The organism is Ensifer sp. BR816 (genome assembly GCF_000378985.1).
GTDB lineage: Bacteria > Pseudomonadota > Alphaproteobacteria > Rhizobiales > Rhizobiaceae > Sinorhizobium.
This window is the reverse complement of record NZ_KB905372.1, coordinates 73,707-99,436: the sequence shown is the minus strand read 5'-3', so window position 1 is coordinate 99,436 and position 25,730 is coordinate 73,707. Positions and strand designations below refer to the sequence as shown.

At 59.9% G+C, this 25,730-nt stretch carries 13 protein-coding genes; all 13 read right to left on the bottom strand.

Features of this window, described 5'->3' with window-relative positions; genetic code table 11:
• Positions 1–111 precede the first annotated feature (111 nt).
• Entirely contained in the window at positions 112–3,249 is a 3,138-nt protein-coding gene (locus RHIBR816_RS0132935; RefSeq protein WP_018240842.1) for a BPTD_3080 family restriction endonuclease, read from the bottom strand.
• On the bottom strand, positions 3,249–5,951 hold the full coding sequence (locus RHIBR816_RS0132930) for a site-specific DNA-methyltransferase (protein WP_018240841.1): 2,703 nt from the start codon (positions 5,949–5,951) through the stop codon (positions 3,249–3,251). The genes RHIBR816_RS0132935 and RHIBR816_RS0132930 overlap by 1 nt, the downstream gene beginning before the upstream one ends.
• 27 nt (positions 5,952–5,978) lie before the next feature.
• On the bottom strand, positions 5,979–9,116 hold the full coding sequence (locus tag RHIBR816_RS35135; RefSeq protein ID WP_018240840.1) for a helicase-related protein: 3,138 nt from the start codon (positions 9,114–9,116) through the stop codon (positions 5,979–5,981).
• Positions 9,113–10,975: a phospholipase D family protein gene (locus RHIBR816_RS0132920; RefSeq protein ID WP_018240839.1), complete on the bottom strand. Its 1,863-nt coding sequence runs from the start codon at positions 10,973–10,975 to the stop codon at positions 9,113–9,115. The genes RHIBR816_RS35135 and RHIBR816_RS0132920 overlap by 4 nt, the downstream gene beginning before the upstream one ends.
• Positions 10,965–12,131, bottom strand: coding sequence for a DUF6361 family protein (locus RHIBR816_RS0132915; protein WP_026187703.1), 1,167 nt, complete (start codon positions 12,129–12,131; stop codon positions 10,965–10,967). Before RHIBR816_RS0132915 ends, RHIBR816_RS0132920 begins: the two co-directional genes overlap by 11 nt.
• Before the next feature lie 111 nt (positions 12,132–12,242).
• The gene (locus tag RHIBR816_RS0132910; RefSeq protein WP_018240837.1) at positions 12,243–15,641 is read right to left on the bottom strand and encodes an exodeoxyribonuclease V subunit beta; all 3,399 of its coding nucleotides are present in this window, start codon (positions 15,639–15,641) and stop codon (positions 12,243–12,245) included.
• Positions 15,641–18,295: a PD-(D/E)XK nuclease family protein gene (locus tag RHIBR816_RS0132905; RefSeq protein ID WP_018240836.1), complete on the bottom strand. Its 2,655-nt coding sequence runs from the start codon at positions 18,293–18,295 to the stop codon at positions 15,641–15,643. Before RHIBR816_RS0132905 ends, RHIBR816_RS0132910 begins: the two co-directional genes overlap by 1 nt.
• A 166-nt stretch (positions 18,296–18,461) precedes the next feature.
• Positions 18,462–18,905, bottom strand: a complete 444-nt coding sequence (locus tag RHIBR816_RS0132900) for a DUF6527 family protein (RefSeq protein ID WP_018240835.1) — start codon at positions 18,903–18,905, stop codon at positions 18,462–18,464.
• Positions 18,902–20,074, bottom strand: a complete 1,173-nt coding sequence (locus RHIBR816_RS0132895) for a ThiF family adenylyltransferase (RefSeq protein ID WP_018240834.1) — start codon at positions 20,072–20,074, stop codon at positions 18,902–18,904. Before RHIBR816_RS0132895 ends, RHIBR816_RS0132900 begins: the two co-directional genes overlap by 4 nt.
• Positions 20,049–20,804, bottom strand: coding sequence for a multiubiquitin domain-containing protein (locus tag RHIBR816_RS0132890; RefSeq protein WP_018240833.1), 756 nt, complete (start codon positions 20,802–20,804; stop codon positions 20,049–20,051). Before RHIBR816_RS0132890 ends, RHIBR816_RS0132895 begins: the two co-directional genes overlap by 26 nt.
• A gap of 81 nt (positions 20,805–20,885) precedes the next feature.
• On the bottom strand, positions 20,886–24,287 hold the full coding sequence (locus RHIBR816_RS0132885) for a UvrD-helicase domain-containing protein (RefSeq protein ID WP_018240832.1): 3,402 nt from the start codon (positions 24,285–24,287) through the stop codon (positions 20,886–20,888).
• A 1-nt stretch (position 24,288) separates the two neighbouring features.
• Complete coding sequence (locus tag RHIBR816_RS0132880) at positions 24,289–24,867, bottom strand: hypothetical protein (RefSeq protein WP_018240831.1); 579 nt, start codon at positions 24,865–24,867, stop codon at positions 24,289–24,291.
• Positions 24,864–25,721: a response regulator transcription factor gene (locus RHIBR816_RS0132875; protein WP_018240830.1), complete on the bottom strand. Its 858-nt coding sequence runs from the start codon at positions 25,719–25,721 to the stop codon at positions 24,864–24,866. Before RHIBR816_RS0132875 ends, RHIBR816_RS0132880 begins: the two co-directional genes overlap by 4 nt.
• Positions 25,722–25,730: the final 9 nt, after the last annotated feature.

Genomic DNA, 25,730 nt, shown 5'->3' with positions numbered 1-25,730 from the left:
AGCCGGCACTCAGTGGGGATCGACTGTGCTTACTCGTCTCAAAGCACATTTCGTTTCTCTGGACTATCTCAAAATCTCATTTGTGCAGTGGCTTGCTTTGGCGAGACCGCGCTATGTTTTCGCGGCGCCGCAAGTGGCCTCCGTGAAGCGGTCGAGCATTAGGGCAAGTCGACCAGGATCAGTCACAAGCAGGTAGTGCCACTGGCCGTGTTGCCCGAGCCGGTTGACCGCATCGGCCCAACGGTTAGCAGCTTTCGCCTTTGCGTCCGCGCCGTCAGTCATCTGGCCCTTAATCTCAATGACGACATTCTGGTCCGTGTCAGTGACGGCGATGAAGTCAGGTACATATTTGACCTGAATTCCACGATTCCGATAGGGGATGAAAAAGCCCAGCCGGTCATTCTTGACCCACCTTTTCACCCCGGGGTGACTATCTAGAAGGAAGGCCGCGCTTTGCTCCCAACGCTGCGTGTCGGCGACCATCGCATTCAGGTGGCAGCGCGTCACGGGATAGATAGGCTTCGTCGTATGGAAATCGACATAGAGGGTACTGCCACGCCCGGCTGCGCCCTGTGGGACGACGGCAGCCTCTGCATCTGTGGTCGAGGAGCCTTTTTTGATCGCCTCAAGCAGCGAACCGATCGCCGCCTGCATGTATTCGCCGACCAGCAGAAGATCGCAGGGCTGGCTATCGCCTTTCTGATCCAGCTTCTCGGCAAGGAAACGCTTTGCGGCGAAGGCAACCTTTGGAAAGAGATGCTGCATCGGTACCGCCGCAGCGCCGTTATCGGCCTTCCAGCGCAGGCAGATTTCACGCGCGAGACGGAAGGCAACCTGCTGATCGCGGAACATTCCGCGCCAGTCCTTGAGCGACAGGACCGGTCTGTCACCGGGGCCGTAAGCCGCGAGAGTGCCATCAGGCGTCGTCAGCGGGGTCAGCTCGACGATTTGTGGAATCCTCATCGGATCGATCGTGACCTTGGCGACCTGATCCCAATCGATGAAAACGTCAAACTGTCCGGACTGGTGGTAGCCGGTCACAACCGGGAAGGTGATCTCGAACTCGACCTTCTCGGGCACCGAATAGATATGATTGGGTTCCGGCTGCGGCGGCGTCGGTCCGGCAGGCGCGACCTTGAACGGAATTAACTCGAACGGCACGCCGAAAACCTTGGCCGTTTCCTCGGCGAACATCTGCGTTTCCTCGTTCAGCGCATAGCTCTTGCGGCGAAGCGCCCGACCGACAACCTGTTCGCAGAGCAACTGCGAGCCGAAAGGTCGCAGACCGACAATGTGTGTAACCGTGTTGGCGTCCCAGCCCTCGGCAAGCATTGCGACGGACACGATGCAGCGCACATCGCGGCCCGGCGGGATCCGCTCGTCGATCCATTTCATGGAGCCGTCATTGTCGTCGCTGGCGACCTTGTCGTTGTGTTTGCGGACCAGCTCCGACCATTCCTCCGGCACCTTACCGCCCGGCCATTCGGCCTTGCCGACCGTATCGAGAATGAAGCGCAGGCGGCGGGTCTCGTCCTTGCTGCCGCCTTCCTCAATGTCCTCGATCACCTTTGAGTCGATGCGGACCGTGACCTCCTGACCGGGGGAATTCCGAAACCAGGGCGGGGAAACGCCGTAGCCGTCATTGCCGTTCGCAAGCCAGGAATGGACTTCTCTGGCGACGGCCGTGTCGCGGCAGACGACAATGAAAACAGGCGGCACGGGATGTTTGTGCTGCTGCTTCGAGAACTGCTCCCATTCAAGAAAGCGGTCATGCCACTCGGCCGCCAGTAGATTCATCGGTGCGCTGGCATAATTCATGACCAGCTCAGGCGTGAGATTGGTACCGTAACCGTCTTCCTTGGCCTTCGCCTGTACCCATCTCCAGATATTGAAATAGGCGGCCTCCTCGGCTCCTGTTACGTCGCGGGCGGGCAATTGCGGGATTTTGACAAGACCGGACTCGATGGCATCCAGAAGCCCGAAGTCTGAAACGATCCACGGGAACGGCTTGCCAACTTCATTGCCGGAACCCTGAATATAGAAAGGCGTGGCTGACAGATCGACGCAGAGATTGATTCCGCGCCTTCGGCTGCCTCCGGCGAGGCGGTTGATGCGGTCCAGCCCTTCGATCCAGATCGTCGCCTCACGATCATTCTTCTTTGCAAGGTCCTTGTCTTCCTCAAGGGCTTGATCTTCTGCACCGGCCTCGCTGCGCCGATAGGCGTGATGCGCCTCGTCGTTGAAGATCAGCCAGTGAGGACTGCGCCCTTTCCCGCTGCCTAGCTCGCGTCGGATGCGCTTGAACCACGCGGCGTCGGATTCAAAGTATTTGATTTCGACGGACTCGTTTTCCTTGCCGGCATTTTTCACAACTTCGAGCGCCTGCCCGGTCTTCACGACCTTTGCGGAATCGCCGTTGACGGTGTTGGTTTCCTTTTTCGCAAGGCGGTGCCAGTTCGCGATCATGACCTCGCCGCGCCGCAATTCTTCCATGCGGTGCGGGGGCACAAGCTGGCGCGTGCGGTAAAGGCTCAGGTCGCCCAGCGCAGGGTCTAGCTCCTGCAAACGCTCTCGGATCGTGACGTTGGGGCAGACGATCAGAATCGTGTCAGAAAACCGATCATCGCGGGGCGAGGCAGTGCGGTTGAGAATCGACCAGGCCGCCAGCATGCCCATGACGGTGGTCTTGCCGGAGCCGGTCGCCATCTTGCATGCATAGCGGATGAATGCTCGAATGCCGGCGGCCTTCGCCGCCAATCCAGGCTCGTCCTTTGGAACCTCCGGCAAACCCTTGTGGTAAACTTCGCTGGCCTCGATAAGGAAGATGATCGTCTCGACGGCCTCGATCTGCGCGAAGAAGAGCCGCTGCATACGGTCGCTGTTGCGCCATAGTTCCAGCAGTTCCTTGGTGACGGGCGACGCGCCATCGTAGGCGACACCGCCGGATCGACCGCCTGAGCGCCATTCCTTCACCCGATCGCGGATGAGGTTGACGATGTCAAGCTCGATTTCCTCGCCCTTCTCGCTCTCGAAGAGCTCAGCCTGCTTCTTATTCTTCTGTCCGCGGCCGGCATGTTCCGGCACGCGATAGAAATAGCTGGCGCGCCGTCGTCCCCCCGCTTTTACCGGCGGCTTCCCCCGTTTGATCTGCCAATGGTATTCCGGCTCGCGGAACGGCGAATTGATGATCGGGGAATCGACCTCCGCGACGGTCAGCGGCGGTTGTTGTTTCTCCTGCGCGGCGGGCATTAGCGGACCACCTCCGCGCTTTTGACAACCATCAGCTCATTGCCGCGCTCGTCGATGGCCTTAACCGCGATGCGCTTCTTGTCGCCAAGAAGGAAGGGCTCGCTGACTGTTCCCGCCAGATGTTCCCAAACGCTGTCGGCGAACTGGCCCTTGAGCGATTTCTGTAAATTGTCCCACGCGCTGGTCTTCGGAAAAAACACCTGCGACGCTAGAAACGCCATGCCATTGTAATTGGTATCGAGCATCCAGCACGGCAGATTTTCGGCCTTGATCTCGTCCGTCTCCATAGTATCGGGCCGGAAGATGTCGAGCCCTTTGATGACGACACGGTGCAGCGGTGTACCGTCGTCTCGCTTCCCGGCGGCTTGCAGCTCAACGTCAGGCAGGCCGGTGATGGAGAAAATCTCGCTCGCCTTGCTGGTCTTAAGAAGGTCGGACATGACCACATCCGGCGTTACAGACACGTATACGGTCGGAATTTTCAGCTTGTCTAGCATTTCCCGCGCCTTGGCCTGGATAGCGAAGCCGAATAAGAAAAGTTGTTGATATCCCTGTTGCAGCGCCTCGGTGTGGGCATTGAAAACATATTCGGAGCCGATAGCTCCGTCCTCCGGTCCGAAGGCAAATGCGATCCGGTTCTCAACGCCGTTCTGCGCCAAACCTTTGGCGTGGAGATACTCGCGGTCAGCAAGCGGGCTGACTGTTTCGAGTTCCAACGTCACGTTGCCCGGCAAACGAAGTGTTTTGCTCTGGCGCAACACTTCAATCATGCGGTCGAGATAGGCACGCGGGCTGCTCGGGCGTTGCTGCATCGCCTCCTGCGGTGCGTCTTCGTCCAGGCTCATCGCCGCCTGGATGGTAGCCTCCACCGTGAAGGGGCCGCATACGCGGGTAATCTTGTTGTTGACCTCCGGGCGGTCAACTAGAGTGACGATCCCTGGTTCTTCGTTGTTTGCAATGGACTTCAGCGTTATCCGGGGAGCCAGCCCGCCAATTTCTTCGCCCTTGTTGTTCTGCTTGCGCTCATAGGCGAAGCCTCCCGCTGGTCCTCTGGCGGGCTCCTTCAAACGATACCAGGGAAAGATTCCAGTCAAAAGTCGCTGCCGAGCAAGCGCTATCGGCACACGAGACGTGTCAGTCGTTATCCAACGTCGTCCCCATTGTTCGGCGACAGTCGCAGTTGTTCCGGAACCGCAAGTTATGTCCAACACGAGGTCGCCCGGATCCGTCGCCATTAGCATACAGCGCTCGATCACCTTTGCGCTTGTTTGAACGACGTAGCTCGGACGCTGTTCGCCATGAACATCTGTCCATACATTGTTGTAGCTGACGTAAGGCCAGTCGTCCCAAAAGCTGATCCCGCCGAGCGACTGCCCCCCGCCGTCGTGTAAGCGGCCCGCTCTCGCGAGACGATCAAGCCCTTCTGGAACATCAAAGCGCCACTGATTGTTAGCCCCGCAAGTTTTTTCCTTGCCCTGAAAAATATACGGCTTAGTACGGGTCTTGCTGTAATGCTGGCTAACGATCGGGTAATTTGCGCGCGCCCACCGCCATCCGGATGATGTTAGCTCGTCAATATCATCTTGAGAAAGGTCTTTTACCTTCTTAGCCTTCCCATCCGAAGAAATTAGCGTATTGAATTTGCTGTTATCCTCAGGGTTTGGCCTTTTATAATAGATTTGCTTCGGGGCGAACTTCGCTTTATCCTTCGCGCACCAGATGATATAATCATTTACGGCATGCGTGACTTGAGTTGCGCTCTTTTTCTTGAATACTATCGTGACAAGATAGTTTTCTTTTCCGAAAACCTCTTCGACAACTGACCGTAATTCGGTATAGGTCTCATCGGAAATTTGGACGAAGATAGAGCCAGTGTCCGAAAGGAGCTCTCTCGCAAGATGAAGTCGATCACGAAGGTAGGTTAGGTACGAATGAAGACCTAATTCCCATGTGTCGCGATAGGCTTTCACCATCTCAGGTTCGCGGATCATATACTCGTCGTTGCCGTGGTTAGTCGAAACCTTTCGATCTCGTACGAACGGCTGAAAATTTGACCCGAATTTCACGCCATAAGGCGGGTCGAAGTAAATCATCTGCACCTGGCCGCCCATGCCCTCATATTCGAGCAGGGAGTTCATGACCTGCAAGGAATCGCCGAGAATAAGGCGGTTGGTCCACGGCCCCTTGTGCTCGTAGGCATCGAGCTTGTCCGCCACGTCGAGGTTGATGTCGCCGAACAGGTCGAGGTTGGTACCAAGTGCCTTGTGCGATTTAAGGGTTTCGAGAATTGCCTGGGTGGAATGACGCTCGTGCACGAATAACGGCAGCGTGGGCACCGTCACCTGCTGCCGCTCCGCCTTGCCGGTCCAATTCAGGAACGGCTTGGTCAGGCTGCGAAGCCGTGCCGCGCATTGCGGCAGCGACGTGAAGCGTTCCTGGGTTCCTTGCCAGATCTGCGGCTCGGCAAAGACGGCGGCCTCGTCCTTCTCCGCCGCCTCGGCAACCAGCGTCAAAAGCCATTCAGCGAAGGCGCGATCGGCGCTCTCATCCCATGAGAGTTCAGGCGCAAGACTGGAATCGTATCGGTAGGATTTCGGTGCCTTCTTAGTCGAAAACTGCGCTTCGACGCCGACATCGGGCCGCTGCACTGAGTCCTGCTTATGCTTGTATATCGATGCGCCCGAAAAATTATCCTGCACCATACCTAAACTACCCTTCGCCCAAAACCTTCAACGCTGCCCTAGCTGCGCATTGTGCAGCTTGCTGTCTATATTCAAATCATTTTTTGGCCTGAGTGATATTTGCAGATCAGCTAGCTCTGCGACAACCTCAGATTCAAATGTCGTAAATAGCTGAACTAACTCTTCCTGTCGTGGCTGACCGAACGCCAATCGATAGGTCGCCAGAGATTTCTTCAAATTTTCGTAGCGCTCGACCTCTCTGCTAAATGGGGGGATGAGTACAACGCGTTGAATTTTTTCGTCGCCGGGATATAGCCAGAACGGCACGATATCGCCAGCGCGACCGCGCGCGATCTCCTGCTGCCGGGCGGCCTCGAACATGCACTCCCACGGTGCGACAGAACCGCCCTGGCTCAGAGCGAAATCGCCGAACCTGGCAGCAATATTGCGTCGGACAGCATGGTTTTTAAACCGATGAACCCGACCTTCCCGCTGCTCGATGTCGACGGGATTACGGGGCAGGTTCCAGTGGACGATCCTGGCACAATAGGGGTGGAAATCCAGCCCCTCTTGGCCAATGGAAGTCGTCGCCAGAACAAACGGACGAAAAGGCGATTTGAACGCAGCCTGCACGAGCGTCGTGCGGCGAACGCCCTTCTCATCCTCTGCTTTTGTCGCAAATCGCATCGCAAAACGCGCACGCACCTCAAATGTCTTGTCGTGCAAGCGGGAGCGCCCAGCGGTCCAGTGATCAAGCGTTATCTGAGCCGGCCGCAAGGCAACGACTTCGACGAGCTTCGTAGCAATTAGCGCTGCTCGTTTGTCCGCTACCAGTTCGATGCCACGCTCAGCTTCAAGTACCAGCTGGAGGTACTCATCCAAGACTGCCGATAAGTCGTGCCCTGCGGCATGCGCAATGATCTGGCGCCAATAATTCAGGGGCGAAGTTTCCTCCAACAATGCCCGGCTTTCTGCCTGATTATACAGTGTCCGGAAGCCGAGAGCGATCGAGACTGACGCTTCGAGAAGAGCAGGATGGTCTAGTGGTAGCTCCGGACATAGGCGGCCGAGTGCTCGAAGAGCACAGGTTGCCGGTGATCCGAGGGCAAAGTCCGCGAGTTTGTCATAGATATCTCGGACATCTTGATCGTCCGAATGATCTTCGGCTTCGAGCGCGTTCTTAAGCACCTCAATGGTGCGTCCCATAGCCCCGTGTTCCTCGTGACCATCGTGCTCAACAGCACCCACCCTGCTCCAGTCCACGCTCCTTCCCAGATTATCTTCCAAATTGAGCGGGAGGAGTCGGTCGGATTTCCCGGATAGACGTGATAGTTGCTCCTCGTCGATGCGCTCGGTAAGCACTCCAACCGCCTGGCGGCGCAGCTCATCATAGCTTGTCGCACGTCCAAGCTGGCGCTCCATTGCCAAGGGGTCTACCCAAGCCGCCAGGGTAGGGGAGGGGCATAGCATTGGCATCATCTCCTCGATGCCAATGGGGCGGCTGGTGCGGCTAACGAGATCGCCTGTCATGCCCATGCGACGGCTTGCTTCATGCGACAGAAGCGCAGCGATCGCGTCCGGAACCATCGACCAGTCTGAAAATATCAGCGACTTCGTGGCCGCGACCTGCTCCCCGTATGACGGCCGGGAAGGTGGAAGCCACAATGCGCGATCAAGTCCGTGCTCGAAGGCCGTGTTGGCTACCACGCGCATTCTCGCGTTTCTCAGCGGGATCTCTCCATAGCTCTCAACCTGCTCCTTGCTGATAAGGAACGGAGCAGCCGCCTTGATTGCGCTGCGCAGTTCGCTGGAGGGCTGTAGTTTGAGCGTCTGCAGTTTCTGACGAAGTTTGTATTCACGCATGAAATTGAGCAGGTATGGCGACGACTTCCAATACTCGACGATACCCGGCGCGCTGACAATGGCTGCGACCTGGGCGATAGCCTTCGCCTCCTTGAGATCCTCCGTCTCGATTGTCAGTTCTGGTTTGGTTTCCTTGACCAGAGCGTTGCGGTCGTCGGTGGAATCCACGCGCTCGGTCCGGGCGATGACCTCGCTCAGAATGTGCTGGACCCGGTCACGCTGGACGCGGGCGTGAACCCTCGTCTCGGGCATTGCCTGCAACGCACGGCGGAAGCCTTTAAGCTCCCGTTCGAGTTCTCTTATCCGCACCTCACCATCTTCCTCCCCGAACAGGAAGCGCATGGTACGCAAGAAATCACCGTAGTGATCGCCCTCTTCCGGATCGTCACTGTTCAATGTCAGCATGCGGTATGGTGTAGCTGATAGCAGCAACAGGCGCGCTTTCGAGCCGTCGGCGCCGGAGTAGGAAAAGAGAGCACGAGCGAGCTCCGCCGCGGCGGCCTTTTCGGGCGCCGACTGCTCATCGTGCTCGTGCAGCAGGTCGGCAAACCGCTGAAATTCGTCAAGGATGATCAAATCCGGACTCAAGGCATCAACACAAATCCGAGCCAGGATACGGCGCAACTCTCCGATCATGACCGCCGGCCGCTGATCAGGAGGATAAATTGGACTCTTTTTGCTTCTAGCCAATTCCGAGGCAGCACGAATTCGCATTATGAATTCGTCTGCGACAGCCGCGTTGAAATTCATGGCGATTTCTTCAGAGATTTTCTGGCCACGCATCCAGTCGGTCCAGCCTGGCCAGTTTTCGGCATCGACACCGCCGCGGAAAACCCGCTGTATGCCCTTGTGTCGAATGCCGATCCTCTTCCTCAGCATCTCGTAAATGAGTGCGCGTTCCTTTGCGGTACCGAGCGATGACTTCAGATCGAGTGCGGTTCCCGGGGTGAGACTGATCAAATTTATGGGGCGGGAGGCAATTCCGCCGTCTTGCTCGATTTCCAGTGGCAGCAAGGTTAGGCGGGTGTTCAACGGTTTTGTGGACGAACCGATGACGTTGAGCGACTTGATGTTCTGCTCGGCGATCGCCTGGTTTGAGCAAATGTAGATGACGTCGATACGATCAACCTTGCCGGTCAGCTCTTCAATCGCCTTCGCAATGACGCCTCGGGCCACCATGGTCTTGCCTAGACCAACCTCATCGGCCACGAGAAACTGCCTCGTCGTCCGCGGGTCGGTGAAAAGACGTTGAAACACATAGTTGACCGTGTCCCGCTGAAAGGGCTTGAGCAGCGTCAGATGCTCGTCTGCTTGATAGGTCATTTTCGGGTGCCCTTGGTCGTCGCGAGCGGCGCAAAGCTGGCCCACAACTTTAGAAAATCTTCGGGGACGATGCTCTTGCCCGTGTCGGGGTCTTTCAGGTGTTCAATAAGCTGATCGATCTCGGCAAGCTCGTCACCAGCGAGCGCCAGAGCCCGCACCATTGGCTCCAGCAGCGCGTTTCCACCTTGACCAAGCCGTCGAAGCCACTGACCCTCGCCTGCCTTATCGCTCTCCAGGAAACTGCCTTCACCCAAACTTCCGAGAAGCATGCTCAGATAGCGGAAGAAGTTCTCGACATTGGCTATGTGCGCGCGCAGCACTGCAGCGTCGCGTCCGTCGGGCAGGCCAATGAGCCGGGCGCCCAGAGTGAATGCAATCGACACACCCGTTTCCTCGTCCCGGAGCCGCATCCCCAGCCAACGCGTGACATCGCTCAACGGAACCGTGCTAACAGCCATCCTCGCGGCTGTACCACAGAGCAGCGGCGCTACGTCGTAGCCCTGTTCATTGGCAACCGTGATCGGCCGAATGAAACACTTCACGCCCGCTGGAATTTCAATCGGCGCTGTGTTGCCGGCAACGGCCAGTTCAAGGCCCACCCCTTCAGCCAATTGTGTACAGTGGAGATCGAGCGGCAGGGCTGAGATCTTGGTGCGTAATTTCTCGAGGGCCTTTTCAGCAAGGACAGTAGCGTCCTGCTCGACTGGCGCTGACGGCACGTAGGGCGTCAGAAGGCGCTGAAACCCGTCCGAGAATAGTGTCTCTGCAATGGAACCCATTCGGCTTTTGGGACCATCAAGGGTCGCCATGACTTCCACGTTTTGCGTCCGACCGCCCGGGACAGGCACCAGTGCAGCAGATGTTGCGTTGGCAGAGCCAAGGTGGATATGCAGACGTGCGCCACGTTCGACGATGTACGCCTTGGCATGCAGACCTTCGAGATCGGTGGCCGCTGGGTGGTCACGATCTTCTTCCTCATATCTTGTCGCCCGGTCATCTAGCGTCTGTATCTCAAAATGCTTGCGGATGTCCGGCTTGATGCAGTCTAGCTCCTCAGCGCGAGCGACAAGCTGACAAGCGGAGGGTTGGTCGTAACCCTGGGAGAGGCGCGTAAGCGCGTTACCGCTGACGAAAGGCGAGAGGATGGCAAGGCGATCACCCTTTTGCGGAGTCCATGCGCTCGAATTCAGACCATTGACTGCAAAGCTAACCTTGGTCGCCCCCGCAGGGAGATCCTCCCAGGTGCAGCGCTCGAGGTCGCGCAATAGCGACGGAAGGAATTTTGGCGCCGCCGGACGAGTGGCCGAATTTGCCAGGCCCGGAAGGGCACGAAGAAGCTGCGCAATCGGTTCATTGTCATCGTTGATATGTTCTTGAACCTTGCCATCGAGGCAAAGAGCCAAATCCCAGCACCTGTCATTCGTCAGATTTCGGGAAAGAACCGCAAGCCGCATACGCGTAGGCTGCCCCTCGCGCTCAGGTTTGAAACGAATGCACCAAAGTTTGGGATGGAAAGCACCGCCGCCTGGAGCCGAAACCTCGATGATCGTCTTCTCGTACAGTGCCGTCAGCCGTGCTGCATTCGGGCGAGCCTCCTTAATGCGGCCCCGATCACAGTAAATGGCCATTTTGCCGGCCATTCGCTCTACGCTTTGCAGCAAAGCCAGCGGGCTTCGCAACATCTCGTCGCGGTTTTCGGCATCTCGAAAGACGATTGTTATTGGAATGGTGAGGGCAGTTTCGAAGTCGAGAGAGTAGGTCGTCGCTACGGCGTTGTCGAAATGGTATTGATCGGGCGCCCGCATGAGTGCCGTGTAAAGCTGACGATTTTCAGGGTGAAAGGCGGGTTCAGCCGGCATCGGCGAGTTCTCCAAGATAGTTTTTGGAAATTCCCCATCTGAAATCGAGACGCGCGTCGCCGGAGGCGCCCGACCACCTCTCCAGCGGTGCATCATGCAAAAGCCGCGCCTTCAACCGCTTGAGGTTTTGTTCTCGAAGCTTCAAGAGGTCGATGGCGGAACTATCGGTTTCCAGGTACCATGCCCCCTCTCGAGCTATCGATACCCATGCTCGGATAAAGTCTCGGGATGGTTTCGTCAGAGTGTGGCTAGTCGTTCCAATCAAGCTAAAGAGATCGTCTAGGTCCCAACTGTTCAAGTCGAGAAATTCGAGCTTGGTCTTCCAATCGTCGAGACGCGAGCGGTAATGTTCTATCAGTGCCGGAGCATCAGCGTGCTTCTTTGCGTTCGGTCGTTCTGCGGCACGCAGCGCTAGCAAGAGATTGTAGAGCAAGCTTGCACCATACATCACGCCGGAAAATCTTTCCGCGTGGCGCAATAGCGCGCGATTTGGCTTTGAGATGGTGCTCTCGCTCACCTGCCATGGCCAATCCTGGCTGAAGGACTTGCCCGTCGCAGACAGTTCATTCAGCAGGCTCGGCTTCGCGTTATTGGCGATGCGGTCGCGCAGAAAGTCCGCTTCCTTCAGCGTCAGAGCGAATGTTGTCTCCTCAAACAGATTTGCAGGCGCCTTCGGCAGGCTTGATGACCAAAGCTTCAGGTCGTGATCCTTGAAAATTTCGGGACCATAGGACAGGAAGGTTGCCTGCGAACCCATCATGGTGCGGATACCAAGACTGTTCAGGCCCGCCCAGTACACACTTGAGGCAAGTCGCTTGAGGTCTCGGCCGGCATCACGGCCGATCACACCGACAGTCTCACCGCCGCGAAGCAACGCTTCGCTCAGCCGAAATTCAAGATCGCGCGCAATATTCGTCCGTTCTGCCTGCGTTGCCTTGCGGCTTTGCGCCTCGCAATAGGTCCACGGAATGAACAGCATATAGCGCAGCCGTGTCTGGATGGTGCTGGTTCCTGGAAAAAGAAGATCGGCGAGGCCATCGCGCACGGTTCCTAAACCCAACTCGTCGCGAGCTTCCGGTTGTTTGAAGAGATCGATGAGCGTTTGAGCGCGTCGACGTTCCTCCGGGTCGAAATCAATCCAAGCAAGGTAGGACATGTGCATCCGTCTGGGCAGTAAGCTAAAATCGGCGGCTCGCTCCTGCGGCGGTGTTGTCACCGCTAAGAAACCAGCCGAACAGGCATTCCGCAGGCTGCGGTGATCTCGTCGTCAGGATGGCGGCAGGGACGCTTTTGCGTGATTATTGGCGATTACGGTCGCGCTCGTCATCAGCACGATTAGGCCCAGCTCGGCACCTGTCATTTCGAGATAGGCATGAACCTGGCCCCGGTACTGGTCCAGTGTCTTTGCATCTGGGTCCACATCGCTCTTCCAATCGACCACCACGACAGGGCGACCTTCGTGGTTGACCGTAAGAGCATCCGCGATGCCTGCCATTGCGACAATGTCATTGTCTTCTGCACGAAGGGCATAAACGGGAAACTCGGCAAGCAGACTTGACCGCAGGGGCGCGATTTCCGGCAGCGCGAGCGTCCGGCTAACGCAGCCGGCCAGTTCTTCCGGCACGAGTCCGGCGGCCGAATTGGCGGCCGGAACCTTGCCGAGCGCGCGGATAAGTTCTTCGGCGCGCGTGGCGAGCGCCGCGGGCGCGTCGTCGGTTTCGCCGGTCAAGACTTCTTCCATCAGCTTATGCAGGATAAGCCCGCGCTCGCGACCACCCTGCGGGGAGGCGAGTGTTTCGAGGTCGGTCGGCGCACCTTCGTCTGATCCGCTCCAGATATCCGGTTCCTCTTCCTGCAGTATCGCCCCGGCTGCATTCTCGTCGCGGCTTGGCGCAAGCCATGTCAAGCGCATTTGCCGATCGGCGATCGCGCCGGCCTCGGCGGCGAAGGCCTCGCGCGTCTGGTCGTTGCTCGGGCCGCCACCGACCACAACGGGATCTGGCGGCAGGCGCGACGCGTCCAGCGCGGCGAGCGCTGCGATCGACAAGTCGACGAGACTGATCCACGCCGATTTCGAAGGCGTCACGTCGAGTCGCGGAAGAACCAGTAACTCCCGGGCGCGCGTCGCGGCGACATACCAGAGACGTACGCGTTCACGGTCGAGCTCGTCCTTTTCTGCCTGCCGGGCGGTCTCATAGCCGGTCGGCGGGACCCCGAGAATTGGGCAGTAGAACGTATCGTTCTGCCGGTCGATCACCGCGCTGTCCGGCGGCATCACGCCGGTCATTGTGTTGATGGGAATGACGATCGGCCATTCCAGGCCCTTGGCCGCGTGCATTGTGAAGAGCGCGACGGCTTCTTCCTGAGCGTCTGGCCGGCCCTCGACGGCGCGGGCCTCGTCGGTCCAAGCCGCGGTCATCGCCTCGGAGAATGCCCGCAAGCCGCGGACCGCATAGTTCGTCGACAGATTGAGATAAAGATCGACATTGGCGAGCGCGCGCTCGGCCTGGCCGCGGTGTCGTTCGAGGAGGATAGGACGCACCCGCAATACATCTATGGCCTGAGAGAGAAGCGTGTATGGTGTCGTGCTGTTGCTGCGCCGATGAAGCGCCTGGAGCTTTCGAATAACGTCGCCAGCTACAAGATGGCCGATAGCCGCCGGATCGACGCCAAGATCGAGACGGGGAATCCGGTCGGGTTCATCCTCCGAGCGCGGCAGCGTCCAGCTGATGTCCAGCAGCTCTTCTTCGCTCAGCCCGACAAGTGGGCCGCGCAGTAGCGCACCTAATGCCAGGGTGTCGCGGCGATCGGCCAGAACGCGGGTCAGCGCAATCAGATCCTGAACCTCCTGCCGGCGGAAGAGGCCTTTGCCAGCCTGCGTCGCCACTGGAATGCCCCGCCGCTCCAATGCTTCTTCATAGCGCCACAGATCCGCGCCGGTCGGGGCAAGGAGAGCGATATCGCCAGGCTGGCACGGCCGGTCCTCACCGTTTTTTCGGTCGAGGATGCGGTGGCTGCCGATCAACCGGGCGCAGAGCTCGGCCACGGCATCAGCTTCCGCGTCACGCTGCTGTTCGGCACTCGCCTTGCCGTCTGCGTCCGCGACAGCGATATCGAGGGCGGCGACGCAGAGGCCTTCGCCGCGATCATTGTGAAAAGGATCGAGCGCCGTGAAGCCGGGCTGTCCATCCGCTGACAGAATCGCCTCGAAGCGCTTGTTGACGAATGTGAGGATCGAGGCGCAAGAGCGGAAATTGGTCGAGATAGACACCAGGCCGTCCGCATCCTGGGCCGCGAAGGCCGCGCGCGCCTGAACATAGGCACCGACGTCCGCGCCGCGAAAGCGATAAATGGCCTGCTTCGGATCACCGACCAGGAAGAGCGCGCCGGGGCGAATTCGGAAGCTGGTCCAATCCTGCACGTCGTCCGCGGGATCGCCGCACAAGCGCCAGAAGATTTCCGCCTGGAGGGGGTCCGTGTCCTGAAACTCGTCGACGAGGACGCGGGCGTAACGCTGACCAAGCGCCTGCCGTACCGCCTCGTGATCGCGCAGCAGATCACAGGCAGCGTATATAAGGTCGTCGAAATCGAGCTGGGCGCTGGCGCGCTTGTGTTCTCGATAGCGTTCCAGGATTGGCCGCGCCTCATCGATCAGCGCCGCGAGTACTTGGCTCGATGCGGCCTGAAGAAGGGCGGTCCATGCTGCGCAGCAGGCATCAAAGAGGCCCTCTGCGGCATCATTCAGCCGGTCGCCATCGGCCTTGGAAAGCCCCGCCTGCTTCGCCGCCGCTGCCCATTTGCCCTTCTTGCGGTAGGATGAAAAGCCGCCGGCCTTGGTGCACAGATCGGAATGGGGGCGTGAGACCAATAATCCGACGAGACCTGCAGGCATTGATGCGTTCGCTGCAGTTGGCAAGCGCGTGGCCATTTCGGAAAAGCGAGCCGCGTAGACCTCGGTCTCCGGCTCGACGACGCCCGCGGCTCGCAGGAAGGCAGAGAGGTCATCGGCCGCCTGCCGAAATGCCTGCAAATGCTCGGGCAGCGGTGTTACCGCTGGCGCGACGAGGCTCCTGCGCCGGCGTAGCGCTTCGGCGATCTTGTGCATGAGCGCAACCGTCTCGCCGGGACTGTGCAACACCATCTCGGCAAGGATCCCACCCTGGTCGCCCGACAGGCGTTCTCGGAGCCATTCATCGACAATTTCGAGAAAGGTGAGATCGGCCTGGTTGCGGTCCATGACGGTGGCGCCGGGATCGATATCCGCCTCGGCAGGGTAGGGCTTGATCAGACGCTGACAGAAGCCGTGGATGGTCGAGCAGGTGATCTCGTCGATCGCTGCGCTCGCTATGATGAGATTATCGCGTTGCGCTTGCGACAGACCGTTCGGCAATCCGACGCGGAGTTCGGGCGCGATGCGACCGGCGGCGAGATCGGTGACGAAGTCCCGTACGCGAGAAAGGAGTTCACTCGCGGCGAGTTCCGTGAACGTGACGGCCGCAATAGCACGCGGTGCAACACCCTGCGCCAGCATGACGGCGATGCGCCCCGCCATGACCGCGGTCTTGCCCGAACCGGCGCCGGCCTCAACCAGGATCGAACGGTCGTGTCCGCTGATGGCATCGTGCCGGGCGCCATCATCCTTGAGAATCCTTTGCATGGTATTCATTATTCCGCCTCCCAGACCTGAGCGACTTCGCCAAGCCGCTCGGTCGCGGCGGCTTGCTTGCGTTTGCAGTAGGTGGCGCTGGCATTGGCCGGCAGGGCGAAAGCGAGATCGTCATAATCGCTGCCCGTATCCGGACCTGGCAAAGCGGCGCCACTCGCGAACGCACTTCGCGCCGCCCGCAGATGCTTGATGATTTCCGCCATCGTGGCTTCTGGATCATCGAGCTGAAGGTCGATCGCTTCGCGCGGATAAAGCAGTGATGCGCTGATCGCGACATGGTCGCCCAAGAGCGCCTTCACGGCGAAAGCGTAGAGGCAGCGCTGGAGTTCGCGTCCGCCATTCAGCCGAATTTCGCCTTTGGGAGGCTTTCCAGTCTTATAGTCGCGAACGAGCGCGCGGCTTCCGTCGCCGGCAATATCGAGCCGATCGATGTAGCCGGCGATGCAAAATCCCGTGTCCGGAATTGCCACGGGCAAGGTCGCATCCCAAGGTAGCTGTGCCGTCGACTTGGGTTCTGACCCACCGAAGGGCACTTCGCCATAGGAACGGCTGCCCGGCAGATGCACGTCGCCACAGGCAAGCGCCTGACCAGCCAGAAGGCGCACGTCAGCAAGTGTTCGGCCCCATATGACATTGGGGGGAACGGGGCGTTCGCTTTCCCAGTCGATCGCGACCGCGTCTACAGCCTCGGCCACGGCTCTCTCGATGGCGGACGCATTGGCGGAAGCCAGCCCGCTGACCGTTTCAAGAGCCCGCAATGCGCGATCAAGCACCAGGTGAATGAGATCGCCGGCCGCAAGCGCATCAAGCACCAGCGGTTCAGCGCTGCTTTGCGGCGACTTCCAGCCGAAAGCGTAGCGCCAAAGAAAACCGAGCGGGCTGCGCAGCAGGGTTTTCAGCGAACTGGCCGACTGGGTCCGCGCGAGAATAGCGAGAATGAGCGGATGATCAGGCCGGACGAGGCCATCGTGAGCGGTGATGTCGGTCGTGCGCCAGTCCCGCCAGCAGCTGCGGGCGCCGATCGCCTGAGGATCAGCGGCAAACTCCCGCGGGCGAGCCATCAGTCGGTCGGTTTCGCTGAAGGCATGCTCAGGGATTGCGTTACGGCGCAGATAGGCTTCATCGCCGTAGGCGGCAAACAACGGGCTGCGGCCGAGTAAACGGCCGTCGCTGTCACGACGGGCGCGGGAAAGCACTACCTCACGGGAGGTGGTCGCAAGGATCGTTTCGAAATCCCTGCGATCGGCGAGGCTGACGGGAAGAGGGTCAAGCTCGCCAGTCGGGATGATGTGATCGGGTATCAGCCTGTCTTCAGCAATCCCGCGCGGCCAACGCGAAGAATTGAGCCCGATCAGCCGAACGAAGCGTCGAGGCGATGCGGCAAGCGCGCTTGCCGGCATCCACGCGACCGACACGCAGGCCTCCAGCCCGTCGTCCTGCTTCAATGCATCAAGCGTGGCGTCAACGGACGTGGCAGGCCCGGCAAGCAGCGCCTTGCGCCAGATGGACAACGCCCTGCCCTTGAGGAAAACCTCGCCTATCTCCTTTGCGGCATCTGATCCCTTGGCCAATAACTCAACCACCGCTCTCAACGCTGATACGTGATCCGTGCCATCGGGCCAATCATCCGGCTTGAGGCGTGCGAGCAGACGATTCCACGCGGCAGATGTCGATAAGGGCGCATCGCTCGGCAGCACTCGCAGCCATCCGTCGGGAAGACCAGACAGCGGCGTCGATTCTCGACACAGCGAAGCCAAGCGGCGCAGACGTGATTGCGTGAGCCCGCGCACGACGATGTCGGCAAGTGCCGCAGCCGCCTGTCCCTCGCGCGTCGCGACAGCGCGAACGCCGTGAACGAAATGCAGGTCGATATTGGCGTCGGCGCGCAAGGCCAGGAAATGGTCGTCATAATCGGCCGGAGAAGCCGTCGCGATGGCGATTTCGGAAGGCAAGATGCCTGCGGCGAGCATGGCACGCGCCCAGCGCATCGCCTCGATAGCTTCGTGGTAGGCGGTCGCGCAACTAATGGAACGGACAGCCGGCTCTTCGATCCTACCCTCGGCGACGGCGACACCGCAATCGCCGAGCCAGGCCGGAACGGAGCGCGGTCCGGCCGTCCATAGCACCGGGATGCACTCGGCAAGCTGCTTGACCAGCGGACGCCAGCACGGAGACAGTTCCGTCAGACCGACGATTTCGAGGTCGCCGAAAATCGCCGGTGCGTGAGCAATACGACTGCTGGCAACGGCGACAATGTCGACTGGGCGCATCATTCCTTCTGGAAGTTGCGCGAGGACCGCAGCCTCCAGTCCACCGATGGCGGCGAGACGCGGGTGGTCACCTGCCCGAGCTGCCAGATCGATGCCTGCGCGCCATGCCTTGTGCAGCGTGTCCGCCGCCGCGCCAATCATGCCCGGCAGCATCTTGATGCTTTCCAGTTCGCCCATCGGCGTTTCTGGCAAAACCACCTGGATTGCCGCGCGCAGGCTTTCCTCGTCAATCGGCCGGGCGAAACCGCCTGCAAGTCGCACAGCGGCTTGCTCAAAAGACATGATCTGGAGGCCGTGACGACCGTCGCGCGCCGCCGCAAGCCGGGCTTCCCGCATAGCGAGGCGGCCATGGACGACAAGTGTTGACCGACTTACAGTGGTCATGATGTTTCCTTTCCTCACCGACCCGTTTCCCAATCGGTTTCGCTGTGCCGTCGGACTGCTCGAACGCGCGCTTTTGAGGCCGCACGGTCCTTCTTACGAGGTACAAGCAACGGTTTGGAAGTACACTTTGGCGCGATATGCTTGCGCCCCAATGTAACTCACAGGTTTATTGCTTAGGCGCTGATATCCACGTCCAAATGCGTTGCCAGATACCGCCCTGGGCCGTTGCTGGAGCGGTATGGGCAGGAGGTTCGGCCTTTGCCGACTGGCCGTAGAAACGCTCCTTGGCGGCGCGATCGCGACGGCGCTCTGCTTCTACCTGCTCGTCGCTCCACGGGCCTGCTTCGATCACCTTGTTTCGATCGATCACATAATGTGACCGGCACTTCAGCGTCCAATTGCCGATCGACGGACGAAGCGAGATGGTTTCGCCGTCGAATGTCATCTTCCAGTCCGTCGGTGTGAAGGGGACGATTACCTCCTCGCCGCAGCCGCAACAACAACTGTGGGCCGACGTCGCGTAGTCCATCGACACGTAGAGGACGCCAGTCTGCAGGCGCTCGGGAATATGTTCGACGAAGCGGTGCTCAAGTCGTTGGTGCCGGATCATGCGAGGTCTCCGTTGATCAGCATGTTGCCGTCGGTCGTGTAGGTGCAGTGGTGTTCCTGGTCGAGATCGCGATAGAAGCCGCGGATCTTCTTCCACTTCACCACCGCGAGCACGGCATTGAGTGCGTTGAGGTCGGCCACCTGGATGTTGGAGGCGTAGATGTCCTTGACGCCGCCGCCCACAAAGGAAATGCGCTGCGGCACGTGATCCCGCTTTTCGGGCGTGCTGGCGGTCACCCGCAGGATGCCGCCCAGCGACCCTTCATCCAGCTCAAGCCCCATGCCGACATCGATGAACCCGGCGCCGATCGCCTCGAGCTTCTCCACGATCGACCGCTTAGCCTCACCCGCATCAAGGGAAAGGAACGCAAAGGTCACGCCGTCGAGAAGGTGGAGGTTGTCAGCGTTCAGAGCGACATCGTTCTCCACGATGTTGCGGTGCATGCGGCTATAAATGCGCTTGAGATATTCGACCTTCTTGGGCGCTTCTCGGAGCTCGTCCATGCTCGGAGCACCTGGCGCGCGAAAGGCATTGTGAGTCAGAAACTCATCGCGGTCGAAGATCCGGATTTCGCAAACCGGTGTTTTCGCGACAAGGTCGAGAATGTAGCCGCCCGTGCCGCCGAGCCCGATAATGGCGATGCGTTCGCCGACGAGCCGTCCGGTCAACGCGCCGATACCAACGCGGTCGGAGGCAGTCTCGACGTAGTTGAACACGCTCTCTTCCTCCTGTTCGGGCTCGCGAAAAGTGCGTGCGGTCGAACCGGGCTTCAGCACTGCAGCGGGGCCTGCGATGATGTTCGCGTAGCTCGTCATCTTATGGTGATAGTCCGCATAGCCGCCTTCCGGCTTGCTTGAGAAGCTGTGCGTTGCCTTCAGACCATGGCCAAGGTCGAAGGCGCCGCTCACGTGCGAAATCCCTTGAATTCGAACGCCATCGGCATGGCAGGGGAAATCACCATCCCAGTGGATGACATGCGTGTCGGGCGTACGGGTTTGATCGCCCGCGAGCGTGAGGCTGGAGATCAACGTGCCGATGCGCGGCTGCCGGCGCTCATCGACGTAAGGAATCTCACGCATAACGAGATAGCCGCCCTGCTGCTGGACGAAGTAGCCTTCGTCTAGCAGGCGCTTAAGGTCCGGATTACGATTGAACAGTGCGCGTGACATTAAACACCGTGCCTTTCTTCTTGACATCGACGGAGCCGCCTGCCCCGAGTTCGCCCGCATGGGGCGCTGACGCGGCGTGCCGATAGGTCATCGAGAAGACGACATTCGGCTCATGCTGGCCCGGAAACGCGAGCTGGACGACCTGCTCGAACGTGACCGTCCGTTCGTCGACCGTGCGGAGACGCGAGTTGACGACGATTTCAAAGGTCACCGGCGGCTTGCGCGCAGTGATGAAGCGATCGATGCCGGCGCCGGTCAGGTCAATCAGCTCGTTCTGTTCGATCAAGCGGTCTTCACCGCCCGGAATTTCAAGAAAGACCGCCTCGTTATCTCCCGGCTTAGCCAGGCCATAGAGGACAGCGCCGCTAATAACGGGCTTGCCCCAGCGCAGTTCGTCGTCGTTGAGGGTCAGCTTGAATTCGCGATCCGACTGGAAAGCAATGAAACGCTCGGCCCCGCGCTCGCGCAGGTCGAAGGTTTCGTTCAAGCGCACATCCTCGAAATCGCCCGAGGGCAAGATCGCAAAGAGGCTGTAGCCATGCCGAGGATCGAGAGATGCGGCCTCCAGCACCTGGCGCCCCAGCGGCACGGGATCGCTCACCTGACGCTGCTGAAAATTGAGATCGCCCTCAGCGAGGAGAAAGCGATACCAACGCGCCGGACGAAGCGCCCGGCCTTCGCGCAGGGCGTCTCCGACATCGTCATAATCAAGAAGCTCTGTTGTCGTCATAGATTGGTTCCTTATGTTCTCGCCGTGGCGACGCCGCGGCTCTAAGGATCCAATCGGTGCGACATTGGCCGACCGGTAAGGTCAGGCAAACTTTTTTTTGAGCGACCCTTCCGGGGCCGAACCGCAGATAAAGAAAGCGGGACAGTTCGGGCATGTGAATGATGAAACCGCGGCAGGAAACCGCCCCGCGCGAATCTCGCCCAGAAACTTTGCAAGCTTGTCTCTGCGCCCCGATAGTTCGCGGTCCGACAGGGATAGCGGACGCGCTTCGCTGTCCGACAGGTGGACCAGCTCCGCAATGGCGCCGGGGAAGGCCTGCTTGACCGCGAGGATCAACGCCGCGGCGGCAACATCCTTGCCATCGGTGGATCGCATGTGACCTGTGCCGATGCGGCGCACGGCGCGGACGCCATCAGGTCGCACTAGCACTTCATCCGGCTGGACGAGGATTTCCTCGCCGCCAATTATGAGGCTGACAGCGGTAGGGACTTTCGCGACCATTCCTGCGCGGCCGGACAGAAAGAAACGCAGCATCGCCAAGGCGAGATCGAGGAATTCGGCGCGATAGCCATGATCGGAAAGCCCTTGGCTGACGAACGCTGCTTCCGCGCGATCTTGCAGCTCCCGCTCAGAAAGAGACAGGTTGGAAGCGACCACCGCCCCAACCACCGAGCGGACTGCCTCATGCAACTGCATGAACGCGGTGGTGGTTCGGCGTCCGCCGACCTGAAGGACATGCGTGTAGAAGAAGCGGCGAGGGCACGATTCATAAAGAGCGATTTGCGGTCCGCTAAAGCGAAGCCGACCGTCGATGATCAATTCAACGCCCTGCGCGTCTGCGGCCGGGGGAAGGGCTCGCGCCGGCACGATCGGGCGGCGCAGCAACGTGGTCCCGAGTCGGTCGAGGAAGGGTGAGAGCGGCCGATTGTGCCCATTGCTCTTCTCTGTCGGTGCATAGAGGAACAGGCGGTCGCGAGCGCGTGACAATGCGACGTAGAAAAGGCATTCCTGCTCCTCGGCCTGGCCAGTCCGGAATGCATCGAGGGCACTGCCTTCCGCACCAGTGATCATGCCCGTCGGCGCCGGGCACGCCGGAGCCTGCGGCGTCCGTGGTAGGGTATCGCTGTTAAGTCCCAGGATATGCACGGCTTCGAATTCCAGCCCCTTGGCGCCGTGGATGGTCATCAGTCGCACGCCATCGAGATGCTGTGCTGCTGCCGGCAACTGTCGCAGGTCGCGGTCGTCGCCCAGGCGCACAAGTCTGCGCACTCGATCGAGAAGGCGCGGGACAGGCAGCCCGCGACCCGCCGGCTGTACGCGCATGAAGTTGAGGAACTGCCAGATCGCTACAGCGCGTGTGCGATCGCCGAGGTCTGACGATGCTCCGAGACGTGCCGCAATCTGCGTGCGATCAAGAAGCAGCATCGCGAGAATTGTCCACGGCGAGGTGGCGTCGCCGAAACCACCCAGGGCAACTGACAGGTTGCCCAGTGCCCGGCGTCCTGCCTCACTCAGTTCCGGGATGGAGTCGATATTTTGCAGCCAGCTTGCCGGCGCGGAATCTGTGGCTCTCAAATACGCGAATACAGCCGCGACGTCTGCGAAAGACATTGCGAAATCAGGCCAGCAGGCGATGCGAACCAGGCCCATGGCGCGCCGGTCGACGAGGATCGAGAGGAGTGCCAGTAGGTCCTTGACCTCGCCTCGCTCAAAGAGGCTGCCCAGGAACAGCACTGGCACACCGAGGCGCTCAAGATCCTGCCCAATCCTGGACAGCTTTTCATTGCCGGTGCACAAGACGGCCTGATCGCGATAGTTATGCCCCTCGCGACGCAGTTCCTCGATCGCCTCGGCGAGGGCGACCTGCTGTTCTTCGGCTCGCCGCACGGTGCGCAGTTCCGGCTCATGGCCATTGGCGCCCCGTTCTGCCTCAAGGCCGCTATCGGCATCGCCAGCTCGCATTTTGATCGCGAAATCGGAAAAGCTGGTCGTGATCTCCGGCGCCGAGCGATAATTGCGCTTCAATCGACCGCGTTTGCCGCCGGTGAAATCTTGGCTGCCGAAGCGCGTCATGTTGAACGATGACGCTCCGCGGAACCGATAGATCGACTGCTTGGCGTCACCGACCACCCAGAGATTGCGGCCGTCCGGACGTATTGCGCTCAGCAATCTCACGCTGCTGCGGTTGACATCCTGATATTCGTCGACGAGTACATGATCGTACTGCGCCTGGAGTGTCGCGCGGATGGCTGGATCATTTTCGAGCAGCTGTACGGGCAGAGCGACAAGATCGCCGAAGTCGACACAGTGCGCATTGCGCTTGAGCTGCTCATACGCCGCGTAAACGCGCGCGACCTCGACCGCGCGCTCAGCGGCTTCGCGTGCCTCGGGATCACCCGCGTTTGACAGCATGGCGCCGGCGAGCGCAGCGTAGCTGTCGGCATCGACCACCTCATCCTTCGCTCTCGACACGGCAACCAGCATGTCGGCAATGATCTGGGTGGGGTCATAGAGATTGCGATAGTGAGAAAGCCTCAGGCGCGGGAACTCTTCCTCGAGGAGTTCGACAGCCTCGGTCCGATCCATCATCCGCGGGTCCTTCGGCAAGCCGAGTTCCGCATAGAATCGCCGAATGATGTCGAGGCCGAAGGCATGAAATGTGCCGATCCACATTGCGGCCGCTGCCTTGGGGCGCTTGCGCGCGATCCTTTCGGCCATCTCGCCCGCCGCCTTGTTGGAGAACGTCAGAAGCAGGATACGCCTCGGGTCGACGCCTTCCTCCAGAAGGCCTTCGACGCGTGCAACCAAGGTTTGGGTCTTGCCCGTGCCGGGACCCGCTTCGAGCAGGTAGGCTTCGCCGCGATGCGTCGCCGCTGCCGCTTGCAAAGGATTCAACCGCCGTTCCACATGCGCCGCCTCGTTCGCCGGCGGCACCGGCGGCAGGAGCAGGGCATCGAACAGCTGTTGCGCGACGACGTCGAATGGTGCGCCGAGCTTCGTGGCAATGTCGGATGCGGAAAGCCCCTGGTCGATATGAAGTGCACGCGCGACGTTGCGCGGCAGCAGCAGCTCGCGCGCGAACAGATCCATTTGAACTTCGCGCCGCTGCTTGCGCCCGTAGTCGACAACCCGATCAATGCCGACGGGCGATGGCTCGGCGGCGCGAGCGGGATCGATTGTCGGTGCGGGCGCATCGTCGGGATCGTCGCCAAGTTCGACATGTCCGATCTCATGCGCAACAAGGAAGGCTCGCTCGAACGAGGAGCCGACGTTCTGATGAAGGATCAGGTCGTCGGCGGCTATGAAGGTCGCGCGACCGCCGTTGAGAACAGCGGCACCCGCCGCAGTCGGCTCAACGTCGATGCCCCGTCGTTTGGCTTCCGTGACGACGAAATCATATGGTGACCAAGGATCGGCGCCGGACTCGACCAGCTGAGCGTGAAGCTCGGCGGCAACCTGCCTGGCAAGCTCCACGCTATCCATATCACTCAGCCTCTGTCAAAAGCTCGGCGCGCTTCTCATCGGAAACACCGGCGTCGATCAGAACTTTCTCGAAGGTGACCTGCTCGCCCGCGCTTGGCTTGCCATCTGCCTTGTAGCTGCGAGCTGCGGCCAACGGTGCCGTTCCCCAAGACATCTGCAGCTGTGTGAGCGAGCAGCGCATCGCTTCTGCCAGCTTCTTGAGAAACCGCTGCGGGATACTCAGCAGCGATACCCGCCGTTCACGCAACGAGGTGATGACCTGGCGCGGGACATCCAGTTGGCGAGCAACAGCGCGCCAATCGTCGGATGTCAGAGCCGCAAATGGATCTGACCCAGCCGCTGGCAAAGCCTCCGCGTGTTGCGACCAAGCGGCGTCAACCAGGGCCTGATCCGCGGCGGAGAGCGGTGCGTCATCTTCCGAAGTTTCACGGCTCAATTCGCGCGAAAGGTCAACGAGTTCGGCGGCGTATTCCGGGTAAAGCCGCAGGTAGCGCTCGAGGGTCGAGCGATCTGGCTCGCTTTCGACCGCGAATGCGTCAAGCACGGCTTCACGGGAGGGGCGTTCGCCAGCCGGGCTCATTGCTGTTCCCCGTCAGCCAGAGCCAACCGCAGTGCTGCAATCGCTTTGTCGCGATAAGTCCGGATCGTCTTTTCGGAGCGGCCCAATGCCTTGGAGATGGTCATGACGTCTGGCTCCTTTGAATCTATGGGAAAGCCCTCTTTCAGCATGTGTATGATCCTGATTTGTTCTGGCGGTAGAGCCTCAATCGCCGCATCCAGACGCGACCGGTAAACCGGATCGTCGAAATCCGGTGCGGCAAAAGGATCATGGGCGCCGGCCGCTCTCTCCACCTCCGCCGTCAGCTCACCACTCTCCTCGTCATATTCGAGAGGCTGGGATCTGTTCTCGTCCCGCCAAGCCTGTTCCTGAGCATCGCGTCTGAGGCTCGCAACAGCGCCATCGAACCGCACTTCGAAATAGTCGAGTTTGTCGACATATGATGCCCGGTCCGCGGATAGCATTTCGACAAACCGGCTGAAGACCTTGTCACGGACCACGCTGCGCGTCAGCGATTCAGTCTTGCCGTCGGAGCTTTCTGATCTGGGCACGCTGCGCAGTACCCTCTCCATGAGAATGCGATAGAGCCGCTCGAACCATGCCTCGTTATTGTCGTGACGAGAAGCGCGAATAAAATACACGAGGCACTCGCTCGGTACGTAGCCTGGGTCGGAGCGCTTGGTGAATGCAGCTCGGCCGATCAACTCGTCGCGTGGCAAGACTGCCAGTTCTGCGATGAGTGTTTCCACCTTCGGGTCGCGCTCATAAACCTCGCCAGTCAGTCGTCTTTTGCGCAGCGGCGCGACCACCGCGTAGCCGCTGCGATATGCGTCCGGCTCCGGTTTCGTGCTCACCGATCCCTCCAGCTTCTTCATCGCCGCCCC

Coding starts and splice junctions, on each gene's coding strand:
- RHIBR816_RS0132935 (WP_018240842.1), bottom strand. CDS start 3,249: ATGCCCGCCGCGCAGGAGAAACAACAACCGCCGCTGACCGTCGCGGAG.
- RHIBR816_RS0132930 (WP_018240841.1), bottom strand. CDS start 5,951: ATGGTGCAGGATAATTTTTCGGGCGCATCGATATACAAGCATAAGCAG.
- RHIBR816_RS35135 (WP_018240840.1), bottom strand. CDS start 9,116: ATGACCTATCAAGCAGACGAGCATCTGACGCTGCTCAAGCCCTTTCAG.
- RHIBR816_RS0132920 (WP_018240839.1), bottom strand. CDS start 10,975: ATGCCGGCTGAACCCGCCTTTCACCCTGAAAATCGTCAGCTTTACACG.
- RHIBR816_RS0132915 (WP_026187703.1), bottom strand. CDS start 12,131: ATGTCCTACCTTGCTTGGATTGATTTCGACCCGGAGGAACGTCGACGC.
- RHIBR816_RS0132910 (WP_018240837.1), bottom strand. CDS start 15,641: ATGAATACCATGCAAAGGATTCTCAAGGATGATGGCGCCCGGCACGAT.
- RHIBR816_RS0132905 (WP_018240836.1), bottom strand. CDS start 18,295: ATGACCACTGTAAGTCGGTCAACACTTGTCGTCCATGGCCGCCTCGCT.
- RHIBR816_RS0132900 (WP_018240835.1), bottom strand. CDS start 18,905: ATGATCCGGCACCAACGACTTGAGCACCGCTTCGTCGAACATATTCCC.
- RHIBR816_RS0132895 (WP_018240834.1), bottom strand. CDS start 20,074: ATGTCACGCGCACTGTTCAATCGTAATCCGGACCTTAAGCGCCTGCTA.
- RHIBR816_RS0132890 (WP_018240833.1), bottom strand. CDS start 20,804: ATGACGACAACAGAGCTTCTTGATTATGACGATGTCGGAGACGCCCTG.
- RHIBR816_RS0132885 (WP_018240832.1), bottom strand. CDS start 24,287: ATGGATAGCGTGGAGCTTGCCAGGCAGGTTGCCGCCGAGCTTCACGCT.
- RHIBR816_RS0132880 (WP_018240831.1), bottom strand. CDS start 24,867: ATGAGCCCGGCTGGCGAACGCCCCTCCCGTGAAGCCGTGCTTGACGCA.
- RHIBR816_RS0132875 (WP_018240830.1), bottom strand. CDS start 25,721: ATGAAGAAGCTGGAGGGATCGGTGAGCACGAAACCGGAGCCGGACGCA.